This is a genomic window from Flavobacterium galactosi, assembly GCF_048158585.1.
Taxonomy (GTDB): Bacteria; Bacteroidota; Bacteroidia; order Flavobacteriales; family Flavobacteriaceae; genus Flavobacterium; species Flavobacterium galactosi.
Genome location: NZ_JBLNKV010000002.1, coordinates 529,179 through 543,978 on the forward strand (window position 1 = coordinate 529,179; position 14,800 = coordinate 543,978).

6 protein-coding genes are annotated in these 14,800 nt (G+C 35.0%); 2 read left to right on the top strand and 4 right to left on the bottom strand.

What is annotated here, in order from left to right; translation table 11 throughout:
- The first annotated feature begins 145 nt into the window (after positions 1–145).
- Positions 146–1,204, top strand: coding sequence for a type I restriction endonuclease (locus tag ACM55M_RS06345; RefSeq protein WP_416856734.1), 1,059 nt, complete (start codon positions 146–148; stop codon positions 1,202–1,204).
- A gap of 133 nt (positions 1,205–1,337) precedes the next feature.
- Here the strand turns inward: ACM55M_RS06345 and ACM55M_RS06350 are convergent, their stop codons facing one another.
- From ACM55M_RS06350 to ACM55M_RS06365, 4 genes are all read right to left on the bottom strand, one after another.
- Positions 1,338–2,879, bottom strand: coding sequence for an acyl-CoA carboxylase subunit beta (locus ACM55M_RS06350; protein ID WP_416856735.1), 1,542 nt, complete (start codon positions 2,877–2,879; stop codon positions 1,338–1,340).
- Positions 2,880–2,987: 108 nt separating this feature from the next.
- Positions 2,988–4,427 carry an acetyl-CoA carboxylase biotin carboxylase subunit gene (gene accC / locus ACM55M_RS06355; RefSeq protein WP_416856736.1) on the bottom strand — a complete coding sequence of 480 codons (1,440 nt, stop codon included), beginning with the start codon at positions 4,425–4,427 and terminating at the stop codon, positions 2,988–2,990.
- Positions 4,428–4,536: 109 nt separating this feature from the next.
- Positions 4,537–5,022, bottom strand: coding sequence for an acyl-CoA carboxylase biotin carboxyl carrier protein subunit (locus ACM55M_RS06360; protein ID WP_416856737.1), 486 nt, complete (start codon positions 5,020–5,022; stop codon positions 4,537–4,539).
- Between the two features lie 104 nt (positions 5,023–5,126).
- Entirely contained in the window at positions 5,127–7,337 is a 2,211-nt protein-coding gene (locus ACM55M_RS06365) for a B12-binding domain-containing radical SAM protein (protein WP_416856738.1), read from the bottom strand.
- Positions 7,338–7,580: 243 nt separating this feature from the next.
- Here ACM55M_RS06365 and ACM55M_RS06370 point away from each other — a divergent pair, with 243 nt between their 5' ends.
- Positions 7,581–14,795: a T9SS type B sorting domain-containing protein gene (locus ACM55M_RS06370; protein ID WP_416856739.1), complete on the top strand. Its 7,215-nt coding sequence runs from the start codon at positions 7,581–7,583 to the stop codon at positions 14,793–14,795.
- Positions 14,796–14,800: the final 5 nt, after the last annotated feature.

The window sequence follows — 14,800 nt, forward strand, 5'->3', positions numbered from 1 at the left end:
AGTGTAATTTGTATACTAAAGTATTTTATTTAACTAAATCTGTTTTAGTGATTTATATATAAAAAAGATTTAGTCATCAAACCTATTGATTGCATAAATGATGGTTGAAAACTAAAAAATTAATAACAAATACGATAAAAAAATTATGGATTTAAAAGACCAAATTAAAGTAATTGCAGACAGAACAAAACACAAAGACCAAATACAAACTGAAGAAGCAACAAAAAATGCATTTGTGATGCCGTTCTTGCAAAGTCTGGGCTATGATGTTTTTAATCCTCTAGAAGTTGTACCTGAATTCATAGCGGATATTGGAATTAAAAAAGGTGAAAAAATTGACTACGCAATCTTTAAAGATGGAAATCCAACAATATTGGTTGAGTGTAAACATTGGGCGCAAAACTTAAATATTCACGATGGACAACTACTAAGATATTTTCACGTATCAAAAGCTAAATTTGGAATTTTAACAAACGGAATCGTTTACCGCTTTTATTCCGATTTAGTTTCTCCAAACAAAATGGACGAAAAACCATTCTTGGAATTCAACATTATAGATGTTAAAGACAATCAAATTGAAGAATTGAAGAAATTTCATAAAACTAATTTCGATGCTGAAAGTATTGTAAATACCGCAAGTGAATTGAAATTTATGAATGAACTAAAAATTTTACTGAATCTAGAACTTACAAATCCAACCCCCGAATTTGTAAAACATTTTGCAAAACAAGTTTATCCGAGTGTTGTAACTGCAAAAATTTTAGAGCAATTTACAGAATTAACCAAAAAATCTGTTCAACAACATATTAGTGATTTAATCACAGAAAGGTTAAAAACTGCCTTGTCAAAAGAAGATGAAAAAATCAATGAGATTAACATTTCTATCGAACCAAATTTAGAAGATATAAGTAAAATTAATACAACTGGAGAAGAATTAGAAGGATTTCTGATTGTCAAAACAATTTTGCGCCAAAAAACTCCTGCAACAAGAGTAACTTATCGAGATGCTCAATCCTATTTTGCAGTATTTCTAGACGATAACAATCGTAAAGCAGTATGTAGACTTTACTTAAATGGAGGTAAGAAATATATTGGAACATTTGATGAGAACAAAAAAGAAATTAAAAACGAAATTGGAAATTTAGATGAAATTTTTAATTATTCTGACTTGCTGTTAAAAACAATAGAAGCTTATGAAAAATAAACAGGAATTTTGTCAATACACGACTAATTTTCGCAGTATGATAAATTCAGAACTGAAGAGTTGTGCTAAAACTTAAGTCCCTAAAACCAAAAAACCACCTTTATCAGGTGGTTTCTTCAGTTCTATCCAACAATTACAAAGGTATATTCCCATGTTTTCTATTAGGAGTTATACTCTCCTTATTTTCGAGCATGCTAAATGCTTTTATCAATTTGCGTCGGGTGTTTTGTGGGAGGATTACCTCATCTATAAAACCACGTTGGGCTGCAGTGTACGGATTCGCAAACAAATCGGCATATTCCGCTTCTTTTTCCAAGAGTTTTGCTTCATGATCTTCAGCTTCATTGATTTCTTTTTTAAAGATAATTTCAGAGGCGCCTTTAGCTCCCATAACTGCAATTTCTGCAGTTGGCCAGGCAAAATTCATGTCGGCACCAATGTGTTTCGAGTTCATTACATCATACGCACCACCGTATGCTTTACGGGTAATCACGGTCACTCTCGGCACTGTTGCTTCACTTAGGGCGTATAATAATTTTGCTCCGTGAACGATAATTCCGCTCCACTCTTGGTCGGTTCCCGGTAAAAACCCCGGTACATCTACCAAAACCAATAACGGAATATTAAAACAATCGCAAAAACGGGTAAATCGAGCCGCTTTTTTCGAACTGTTCACATCGAGACAACCGGCTAGAATCATCGGTTGGTTCGCTATAATCCCAATACTTTTCCCTGCTAGTCGGGCAAAACCCACTAGGATATTTTCGGCATAATTTTTATGAATTTCAAAAAACGAATGTTCATCAATAATTCCACCAATCACCTCGTGCATATCATACGGTTTGTTTGGATTATCCGGAATAATAGTCGCTAATTTAGTTCTAACCTCATCATTCAATTCGTAAGGTAAGTTATGAGGTGTTTCTTTATTGCTTTGTGGCAAATAACTTAACAATCGCTTCAAATCTTCCAGACATTCCACATCATTTGTCGATGTGCAATGCGCCACACCAGATTTAGTAGAATGTGTACTCGCCCCTCCCAATTCCTCCGAAGTCACAGTTTCATTGGTTACGGTTTTTACCACATTCGGACCTGTTACAAACATATAACTGGTGTCTTCAACCATCATCGTAAAATCGGTCATTGCAGGAGAATATACGGCTCCACCGGCGCAGGGTCCCATGATCGCAGAGATTTGCGGAATCACACCGCTGGCTTGTACGTTTCTGTAAAAAATATCGGCATAACCGCCCAAGGAACGAACACCTTCCTGAATACGTGCGCCACCAGAATCGTTCAGACCAATCATTGGTGCTCCCATTTTGACTGCCATATCCATTACTTTACAAATTTTTTCGGCATGCGTTTCGGATAATGAACCCCCAAAAACTGTAAAGTCCTGAGCGAAAATATAAACCAATCGTCCGTTTATCGTTCCGTATCCTGTAATGACTCCGTCACCATAATACAGTTCTTTTTCCATTCCAAAATCAGACGTTCGGTGTGTTACTAACATACCAATTTCTTCAAAAGAACCTTCATCCATCAAATAATCAACCCGTTCTCTTGCAGTCAGTTTTTTATTGGAATGTTGTTTTGCAATTCTGTTTTTACCGCCACCCAAATGAGCTTCGGCAATTTTATCGTTTAATGTATTTATTTTGTCTTTCATAGTGTTCTTTTTTAACCGCCAATTCGCTAATTTTTATTTAAAACCATTAAGAAATCAAGTTTCATTTAGAAGAGTACTCCTTAATTTTTTAATGGTTAAAAAAATATTTTAATTTAGTAAGCGAACGATTTTTTGATCTTCAAAATACTGTTTCAACGCCACTAAAGCAGCAATTTCGGCTTCTTGTGCCATTTGGTTTTTCAATACCTCGGCGTTGTAATAGTTCTTTACGAAATGCGTGTCAAATTTTCCGGAACGAAACGCCTCGTGTTCAAAAACAAATTTCCCGAAAGACAAAGTGGTCTGAACACCTGATACCTGATACCCTTCAATGGCTTTCAACATAATTTGTATCGCTTCTTCACGGGTTTCTCCGTAAGTAATCAGTTTGGCCAACATTGGATCATAATAAATGGGAATATCCATCCCTTGTTCAAAACCGTTATCCACCCGAATACCTTCGCCAATAGGCAATTGATACACATCCAAATGACCTACGCTTGGTAGAAAATCATTCATCGGATCTTCGGCATACACACGCAATTCCATCGCGTGCCCTTTTATTTTCAAATCTGATTGTCTGATTGTCAATGCTTCTCCCCTTGCCACTCTGATTTGCAATTCTACTAAATCAGTTCCTGTAATCCATTCCGTAACGGGATGTTCCACTTGCAAACGCGTATTCATCTCCAAAAAGTAGAAATCATTGTTTTCATCTAATAAAAACTCGACAGTTCCAGCTCCTAAATAATCACAGGATTTGGCAACCAAAACGGCTGCTTGGCCCATTTTTTTACGCAATTCCGGAGTTAAAACCGAAGAAGGCGCTTCTTCAATTACTTTCTGGTGGCGACGTTGTATGCTGCATTCCCTTTCGAATAAATACAAAACATTGCCATGACTGTCTGCCATAATTTGAATTTCGATATGTCTTGGCGAACCCACATATTTTTCGATAAAAACCGAACCATCTCCAAAAGCAGAAATCGCTTCACTTATTGCACGGTCCATTTGGGACTCAAAATCAGCTTCACTTTCTACCACACGCATTCCTTTTCCACCACCACCTGCTGAAGCTTTAATCAAAATTGGAAAACCAATTTTCTTAGCAACTACTTTAGCTTTTTCGACATCGGTAATCGCTTCGTCAAAACCGGGAACCATTGGAATATTGTATTGCTTAACTGCATCTTTGGCCGCTAATTTACTCCCCATGATTTTTATCGCTTTCGACTTGGGACCAATAAAGATGATGTTATTTTTTTCGGCCTCTTCGGCAAAATCAGCATTTTCACTCAAAAACCCATAACCTGGATGAATGGCATCCACGTTTAAGGCTTTCGCCACTTCAATGATTTTACTTCCTAATAAATAGGATTGACTTGAAGGAGCTTCACCAATCCAAACGGCTTCATCGGCAAATTTTACGTGAGGTGCATTCCTGTCAGCTGTTGAATAAACTGCTACGGTTTTAATGCCCATTTTTTGTGCGGTTTTCATCACCCTGATGGCAATTTCACCTCTATTGGCAACTAATAATTTTTTCATATTTATTAAGACTAAAAGAATAAAGACCGTTTCACTGCTAGAACAAAGAGCCGAAAATTCTTGTTTTATTTATCTTTTTTCTATTTTCTATACTCTATTATCTTTTTCTTTATTCGAATTCAATTAATAACTGTCCTTTATCTACAGCATCTCCCATCATTACCGAAATCGTTTTTATAACGCCGTCACGAGGAGAAAGAAAACTATTTTCCATTTTCATGGCGCCCAAAATAATTAGGTTATCATTCTCTTTTACAATTTGCCCCACCACAACGCTGATTTCTAAAATCAATCCGGGCATTGGTGCTTTGATAAAATTAACTTGCTTGATAAGCCCCACTTCAAACCCCATTTCTTTGATAAGAATATCCAAAGGATTTGAAATTACCACAACGTAGGTGTTGTTATTTACCTTTACCGTATAGCTTTTTTGAAGAAAATCAGAAGTTAGGATTTCTGCTTGATAAGGAATATTTTGATGTAGTATATGAAATTTATTAGCTTCCGCACTAACTGCATCAAGTTGTGAAACACTTTCCTTTTCCAAATCAAAATGGAAAGCATCATTTACATTTACTTTATAACCAATACTCATACGTGTATTTATTTAATTGGTTGTAAAAATAAGTAAAGAAAACGTTTTCGTAATCGAAAAATAAAAGTTTTATGCTAATTTGATATAGTTATCGTAAAATAAATTTACAACACTAATAATCCAAATTCTCTAAGAGTTTTAACTGGTTTTGAGTACCAAAACAATTCAAAGTCTTCCAATTGTTTTTCAAAATCTGTTTTTATTTCTTGAAACGTGTGGATTTTAGTATTGGAAACCGAGATTTTCTGTAGTATTTCCACAAGCCATTCTCCTTCTTTTTTATTTGTTTGAATGCTGAAACTTTCTTTTTTATCATGGAAGATTAACGTCATTAGCTCCCAGGAATTCCCTTTTTTGGATTTGGTAAAATGCTCAATAAATGGCTTCCCTCCTAGCCAAACGATTTTGGCAGTGGGTTTGATGTTAAAATCATTGTCTTCTTGTAAAGCATCAAAAATAAAATCAGGTGAAATTTTAGTCTTTGGAATTTTAAATTCAAACCAATCCTGTAATTCATAATCAAAACAGATTCCATGCATAAAATTGAATAACGATTTCTTAAGTCCAAAACTGAATTTATCGTGGTCGATTCCTGCTGAATCCGTATAGTTAATATCGTTATTGGCGAAAGTTCCTAAGATTTCAGTTTCTTTTACTACACCAAATTTCTCTGGATACAAGCCCACGGGACTGTGCGCAGTCATCGCAAACTGATGCCAAAATCCCGATTGCAACACGCCAACTTCAAATAATTGACGTACCATTTCGAGACTGTCTACGGTTTCCTGAATGGTTTGTGTAGGATAACCATACATTAAATAAGCATGAACCATTACGCCGGCTTCGGTAAAATTTCGGGTGACTTTAGCGACTTGTTCCACCGTTACACCTTTGTCAATCAGTTTTAATAATCTGTCCGAAGCGACTTCAAGACCGCCAGAAACGGCAATACAACCGGAAGCTTTTAAAAGCAAACACAAATCTCTGGTAAAGCTTTTTTCGAATCGAATGTTGGTCCACCACGTAACCGCTAATTTTCTGCGAAGGATTTCGAATGCTAAAGCGCGCATCAAAGCCGGAGGCGCCGCTTCATCTACAAAATGAAATCCGTTCTCGCCTGTTTGAGCAATCATTTCTTCCATTCGATCACACAATAAACTGGCGGCAACAGGTTCGTACACTTTGATATAGTCCAAAGAAATATCGCAAAAAGTACATTTTCCCCAATAACAACCGTGCGCCATGGTGAGTTTATTCCAGCGACCGTCGCTCCACATTCGGTGCATTGGATTCACAATTTCAATAACCGAAATGTATTTATCTAATAGCAAATCCGAATAATCAGGCGTACCCACCTGGGATTGCTTGTAATCGTGTTTTAGGGAATTATTTTTATAAACTACTTTCCCGTCTTCCAACAGAAAAGTTCGTTTATAGGAATTATAATCTGTCCCGAAATTTCGGGATTCAATATTGGAAATTAATTCTTCAACGGGAACTTCGCCATCATCCAAAGTAATATAATCGAAAAAATCAAAAACTCTGGCATCCGAAAGCGAGCGCAATTCGGTATTTGGGAAACCGCCACCCATAGAAATTTTGATATTGGGATGATTCTTTTTCACCCATTGTGCCGAACGAAAAGCCGAATATAAATTCCCTGGAAACGGAACCGAAATCAGAAATAATGTAGGTTGAATGGTTTCTATTCTCTCTTTTAGAATCGAAAGAAGTAAGTTATCAATATACGTTGGTTCTTGTTGCAAGGCATCATACAATTCATCAAAAGAATTCGCGCTTCGCCCCAAACGTTCTGCATAGCGACTGAAACCAAAATTAGCATCGACGCATTCCACAATAAAATCCGAAATATCTTCGAGATACAAAGTCGCTAAATGTTTTGCTTTGTCCTGCGTTCCCATAGTACCAAAAGCCCAATCCAATTCTTCTAATTGTGCAAATCGTGATGCTTCCGGCAAGAAATCTTCCTGACAAATTTGAAGTGCCAATGTTGCATTTTTTCCTTGTAAAAAAGCAATGACTGGATCAATAGTTTTTATATATTCGTCTTGTAAAGCAAAAATACGTTTAGAATTGTCTGAGATTTCTCCAACTTTAAACTTTAAACCTCCAACGGTAAATAAACTTCGCAAACCTTCTTTAGAAAACAATTTCAAAATCACTTCGATTCCTAAATCTGCCTGAACAGACTCAATATTTTTAGTATTCAGAAACCCTTTGATATATGCGGTTGCCGGATACGGTGTATTCAGTTGGGTAAAAGGAGGCGTAATGAGGAAAAGTTTAGTTTTCAAAAGGAATAAGTTTGGTGCAAAAATAAGGGATATTTATTGTTTTTCAACAAAAGAAACAACTTGCAATTATTCGAGTAAAATCACGAAATGAATTGCGTAATTAATTGAATTAAATCTCTTGAAAAACAATGTCATTTCTGCATTTTGATCCTTACCATTTCAAATGTAAAATTCATACAAAATTAATATTTTTAACGCTAAAACCCTGATTTTTTATTTACTTTTGTGTACAAAATTCCCACAATGAAGCTGAAAGTCCTACTGCTGTTTATTCTATTTCACCAATATATTGTTGTTTTTTCTCAAGAAACAAATCCAAATTCATCCAATAAAATTTTATTGGAAGATAAAAATGGTCATTTAATTCAAGCTTTGGATGAGCAAAACGAGTTTTTGAAAATTCGGGAAGAAAAAAGGAAAAAAGAAATCCTGAATTTAAAAAAAGTAAATCTGAATTTAAAAACAAGAGCTACACAACAAGCTGTAGAAATGTGTACCAATGGAAGTTTCGAACAATATGAAACTATCAGTGGCAGTAGTTCCCTCAAGAATTTTCTTTATACAATAGGTGATCCTCCTGGACCAACGCAATGCCGCTCTATTACCAATACCGCCAATTCATACATCAATCGGTATGACCCTAATAATATGAATATTATGGCAACGGGCGTTTCTTCAAATTTGGTTGATCCCTATATGGGAGATATTAAAGCATTTGATCAATATGCTCTTAAAATTAATTATGAAAACTCATCTACTTACGGTTCTATTGTTCAAAGTAAAAGGTTTAAAACAAATAATGAAAATTATCTAAAATTCAACTACAAAGCTGTATTACAATCTGTATACGATAATAGTCATACTGATAATCAAGCATTTGTAAAAGCACGGATTTTAGATAAAAATGGGGTTGTTGTAAATGAATTTTGTTTGGTAGGCGACGAAAAAAATTGCATTTTCACCAAAGTTCCAAGTCAAACTTCTTCTTATGTTACTTTATATACTGCCAATTGGCAATCTGGAATTCTGGATATTTCATCTATACCTAATAATGAAGAATTTACCGTGGAATTTATGGCTTCAAGATGTGGATTGGGTGGACATTTCGGGTATATGTATGTAGATGATATTTGCTTATTGCATTCCGCAGAAAATATGCAAGGATCTATAGATCTTGATCCTTTGAATAAAGTTTGCCCTAGTTTACCGATTTCTGTGTGTGGAAATTATACCATTCCTAATTCGGGGGGGATTTCTGCAACAGTAAATAAAATCACTTTATCTATTTATAACAGTAATAACGTATCTGTTTATAATACCTCTACAACTTCAAGTTTAGACACAACAAATAAAAAGTTTTGTTTCACACTGAATGCCACTAATTTTCCAAATAGTACCAATGCCAATTATAATGTAGGAGTACAAGTAGATTACGACATTTCTGGAACTTCTTGTGCTGGAACTACATTTAATTCGGCCACAGATCCAGATGCAAATCCTGGTTGGGATATTTCTTTTTTAAATTGTACTGCAAGTTGTGATATTAATGTAACGACTGCAAAAATATCTCAATGTGATACAAATCATGACGGAAGCGAAAATTTTGACTTATCTAAATTAAATTCTTTGATGGTAACTTCTACTACAGGTTTAAGTTTTAGTTATTACAAAAATTATAATGATGCAGAAGCGAACTTGAATGCCATCTCCAATTTTACAAGTTATCCAAGTTCAAGCACTTCTCTTTTTGTTAGAGCTGGTAAAAATGCAACTTGCTACAAAATAATTTCGGCAAGTTTAGAGGTAAGGAATCCCACAGCAAATATTACAGGTATTCTAAATGTTTGCTCAGGAAGCACTGTACTAAAAGCTTCTTCAGGATCTTCCTATCTATGGAGTACAGGAGATACTTCTCAAAGCGTTACAGTAACTTCCATAGGAAATTATTCTGTAACTGTTACTGATTCTTCTGGATGTAATAGCGATGCTAGTGTTTCTATAGAGCCTAGCCAAACTGCTGTTTCACCAATTTTACAAATCACTCAACCTTCGTGTTTTTCTACCACAGGAAGCATAAAAGTAACTTCAGCTGCATCACAATATAGTTTTGATGATGGTTCAACTTGGAGTACAAACGACACAAAGGGTAATTTATATCCTGGAACGTATTTAGTGAAAATAAAAACCATAAATGGATGTACTTCTTATTCTCAAAGTGTAACAATTACAGCTGTCTCAACTTCATATCCAAATTATAACTATACCAATCCTTTATTTTGTGGAGATACTGGTAGTATTACCATTACCACTCCATCTACATACTATAGTTTTGATGATGGTGTAACTTGGGTAAATTATTCTACTGCTACCAACCTTTCACCCGGAAATTATAAAATTCGTACAAAAGATTTACAAGGTTGTATTTCTTCAGCTAACAATGTACTTATTAGTAGTAATACGCTAGGAACTCCAACTTATACTACGACACAGCCTGCTTGTAATGTGACAGGAAGCATTACTATAAATACGATTTCAGATTTTTATACTTTTGACGGAGGTACAACGTGGAGTACAAGCAACACAAAGAGTAATTTAGGCTCAGGAAGTTATTCTTTAGGAATCAAAAATACTTTAGGTTGCACTTCCTATTATACCTATGTTTATTTAAATGATTTTCAATATTCCTATCCTGAATATACTACTGTGCAACCAGTTTGCGGTAGTAACGGAAGTATTACTATCACTACAGTTGCAGATTCCTATAGCTTTGATAATGGTGCAACTTGGACTAATAATAACGTAAAAATTTTACCTTTTGGAAACTATCAAATAAAAGTAAAAAATAGTGCGGGATGTATTAGCTCCACTAATTATGTTAATTTAAATCAGCCTTACTTGTATTCACCAATTATTAGCATCGAACAGCCAACCTGTGGTGTAAACGGAAAAATCACGATTAATTCATTATCAGATTTTTATAGCTTTGACAATGGAGTAACTTGGACAACCCTCAATAATAAATCATTACCTCCAGGAGTTTACACAATAATTATAAAAAACAGTATTGGTTGTACTTCCTATCCAACGAGTGTTTATTTAAATAATCCAAATATAGCGACACCTATTTATACTGTCATTCAGCCAACTTGTACTACCGCAGGAAGTATTACAATAAATACAATTGCAGATTTCTACAGCTTTGATGGAGGTTATACTTGGGGAACCTCTTCTTCCCTATCAAATATTAATTCTTATGGATATTACAACATTTCTATAAAAAACAATATTGGATGTATATCAAATAGCACAGGTGTTTCGATTAATAATCCTAGTCTTCCAGATCCCGATTATACAGTTACTAATCCAAGTTGCGGAAATATTGGCAATATTACATTCAACAGCACTGCAGATTACTATAGTATAGATAATGGCACAACCTGGAGTACCAATACTATTTTTAATAATTTAAGCCAAGGATATTACTATCTATTGGTAAAAAAGGCGAATTGTTCATCCCGATATATTTCTGTTTATTTGGATTCGGCTCATTTAGCATCTCCAAAATACACAATAGTAGAACCCGCTTGTGGAACAAAAGGCAGCATTACAATCACTACCACTGCTGATTTTTACAGCATAGATGGACAAAATTGGGTTACAAGTCCTACTTTTTCAAATCTTTCTTCGGGATATTATTACCTATATATAAAAAATGCTCAAGGTTGTGTTTCTAACTCGAATTCTGTAAATCTTCAAACTTTTTATCTTCCTACCCCTACTTTTACAACAACACAACCCACTTGTGGAAACGGAGGAAGTATAACTTTTACTACTACTACTACTGCAGCACAATACAGTATAGATGGAGGTAATACATGGAGTACCAATCCTACATTCACCAATCTTACTTCAAGCTCTTATTTAGTAGTAAAAGATGCTTCAGGATGTACTTCTAATCCACATAACACATACACTACTTTTTATCCATATTATTTACCAAATCCTGATTTTACATTAGTTCAACCAACTTGCGGTATCAATGGGAGCATAACTATTGCGACAGTTGCAACTTCATATAGTTTTGACGGCGGTTATACTTGGACTACAAACCCTACCCTTTCTGGACTTACTTCTGGATCGTATGGTATCGTAATAAAAAATGCAACTGGATGCAAATCTTATAGCATATCAATATATATCAACCCTTATTATCTTCCTAATCCAAACGTAAAAGTGATACAACCTAGTTGCGGAAATGGAGGAAGTATTACCATCACTACTCCTGCTGATCAATATAGTTTTGATGGAGGTACAACTTGGACTACCAATCCTATTCTACTAAATCCCACATCAACATCGTCCTATACTATTGTTGTTAAAAATACGACAGGTTGTAAATCACAGTCGCAATATTCCTACATTAATAAATATTACTTACCCTCACCAAATATAACTTCCATTCAGCCAACTTGTAGTTCTCCTTCTGGGACTATAATAATAAATACTACTGCAGATCAATACAGTTTTGATAAGGGCGTAACTTGGACCACAAATCCTATAAAGAAAAATCTAACTGGTGGTTCTTATAATATAGTAATAAAAAACACTTTGGGTTGTATTTCTTACGGCAGTTATGCCTATATTAACACACCGCCTACCATTCCAGCTGCACCCGCTGTACAGATTATTCAGCCCTCTTCTTGCGGCGCAACTGACGGTAGCATAACCATAACTACAACTGCCATAAGTTATAGTTTCAATGATGGAAACAGCTGGACAACAAACCCAACAAAAATAAATGTAGGAGCTGGTACGTACATTATTAAAATCAAAACAAATTCTTATAGTTGCGAATCATCAACAACAGTTGTAAATTTAAGTTCGGGCACTACAATTGCCGCTCCTGCTTATACTTCAACTCAGCTAAATTGTAGCTCTGCAAAAGGCTCTATTACAATTACTACAAGTGCTACAACATATAGTTATGACAATGGACTAACCTACGTTTTTTCCAATACAAAAACGGATCTTTCTCCAGGAATTTATTATATAAAAATTAAAAATTTAGCTGGTTGTGTTTCAGATGCTGCCACAGTCACTATTTCACCATTATCAGCGCTTCCTGCCCCTGCCTACAAAGTAAGACAACCAGATTGCACCAACTTTACAGGATCATTAACCATCGATACCGTAGCCGATTTTTACAGCTTTGATAACGGAATCACATTTGGTATATCAAATACAAAATCTAATGTATCACCAAGGACTTATAATTTAATGGTTAAATATAATTTCGGCTGTATTTCCCTTAATGCACCCGTTACTATAGATTCTGCTCCTACAATTCCAGCAGCACCACAAGTTGTAGTTACAGACCCTACTGGTTGTAGCTCATCTACAGGAAGTATTATGGTTTCTACTGTTGCAAATCTATATAGTTTTGATGATGGTATTACTTGGAATACGAGCAATACTGCTAGTTTTTCCCCAGGAAATTATTTAATCCGAATAAAATATACAAATGGTTGTGCATCGATTGCCTATGCTGCAACTATCAATACGCCTCCAAACGCACCTTCAACTCCAACTTTAAACGTTTCTCAACCTGTGAGTTGTAGTAATCCCTTTGGCGCTATCTCCATAACAAGTGCTGCTTACCAGTATAGTTTTGACAATGGCGCAAATTATTCGACCAATCCAATTTCAGGAAATTTAGCAGCTGGAACCTATTTAATTCGTGTTAAAAATAGCAGTGGTTGCGAGTCTGTAGCATTATCCATAAAAATTAATGCTCCAACTGATTATCCAGTAAATCCTGCATTTACAACTATTCAGCCAGACTGTAATAATCTTAAAGGCTCGATTACAATTACCGACACTGCTCCAGAGTATAGTTTCGACAATGGAGTTACTTGGCCAACAAATACAATGCAATCAAATCTTGATCCTGGAACATATTATATAAAAGTAAAAAACAGCATTGGTTGTATTTCAAATGCTACCACAGTTGTACTAATTCCTTTTACAAATTTTACTCCGAAACCTACATTAACAAATCCTCAAACCTTCTGTATCCAACAAAATACAATTTTGAGTTCAATTGCAATTACAGGACAAAACATAAAATGGTACGATGCTTTGACCAATGGAAGTTTGTTATCAAACACAACTTTATTACAAAATAACACAACTTACTATGCTTCGCAAACTATAAACGGATGTGAGAGCGAGAGAGTTGCTGTTTTAATAAACATTCAAAACACGGGAACTCCAACGGGAAATTCCACACAAACTTTTTGTTCAAGTCAGAATCCAACTTTAGATACTATCGTAGTATCTGGAACTGCAATAAAATGGTATAATAGTGCTGAAACTCTTTTGTCTAATGCAACGTCTTTGCAAGATGGAGCGACTTATTATGCTTCACAAACGGTGATTGGATGTGAAAGCACCACAAAACTGGCTGTTACAGTTTCTTTAATAAGCACTTTACCAGCAAATAATTATGCTGAATTATTTTGTGATGATTTGAATGATGGTTCTGAGAAAGTGAATTTATCTGATTATAATTCAAAGCTAATTTCAAATATTTTTGGATATACCTTTTCTTATCATTCTACTTTTTCTGGTGCAGAAGATCAATCGGTAATCCATCAAATCACTAATTTTTCGAATTATAAGTTAGCTTTAGGAGATAACAAAATCTACGTTCGTATCAATTCAAATACACCATGCTACGCTATTGTGGAATTAAAACTCACCCTTTTATCTAAACCAAAAATAACGATTCCAGATGTTGTTCCCATTTGTGAAAACAATTCAATTACTATTGATGCTGGTTCTGGTTTTGACACTTATTTATGGTCAAACGGAGCTACTACCCAGTCCATAATTGTAGAAAATCCCGGTAATTTTTCTGTTACAGTAACTGAAGGTTATGATTCTTTTTATTGTTCCAGCACAAAAAAATTCATAGTAAAAAAATCAAATATCGCCACAATTACTTCTATTGAGACCGAAGACTGGACGGACAATCAAAACAGTATAACAGCTTACGTTACTGGCATCGGCGATTTTGAATATTCAATAGATGGCAGTCATTTTCAGGATAGCAATCAATTCTCAAACATCATTAATGGACAATACACCGTTTCCGTAAGAGACAAAAACGGTTGTGGCACTGTAACCGAAGAAATTTATTTATTGATGTTCCCTAAATTTTTTACGCCAAATGGAGATGGCTATAATGACACCTGGAAAATTAAATTCTCGGACATGGAAGATGGTTTGACCATAAAAATATTTGATCGTTATGGAAAATTCATCAAAGAATTAATTCAAAATACCTCATGGAACGGAACTTTAAATGGTACAGAGCTTCCATCCACTGATTATTGGTTTATTGTTACCAGAGCAAACGGAAAAGAATATCGAGGGCATTTTAGTTTGAAGAGATAGCATAT

Bases quoted from the DNA above. Each gene is read 5' to 3' on its own strand.
- ACM55M_RS06345 (WP_416856734.1), top strand. From the start codon at position 146: ATGGATTTAAAAGACCAAATTAAAGTAATTGCAGACAGAACAAAACAC.
- ACM55M_RS06350 (WP_416856735.1), bottom strand. From the start codon at position 2,879: ATGAAAGACAAAATAAATACATTAAACGATAAAATTGCCGAAGCTCAT.
- accC (WP_416856736.1), bottom strand. From the start codon at position 4,427: ATGAAAAAATTATTAGTTGCCAATAGAGGTGAAATTGCCATCAGGGTG.
- ACM55M_RS06360 (WP_416856737.1), bottom strand. From the start codon at position 5,022: ATGAGTATTGGTTATAAAGTAAATGTAAATGATGCTTTCCATTTTGAT.
- ACM55M_RS06370 (WP_416856739.1), top strand. From the start codon at position 7,581: ATGAAGCTGAAAGTCCTACTGCTGTTTATTCTATTTCACCAATATATT.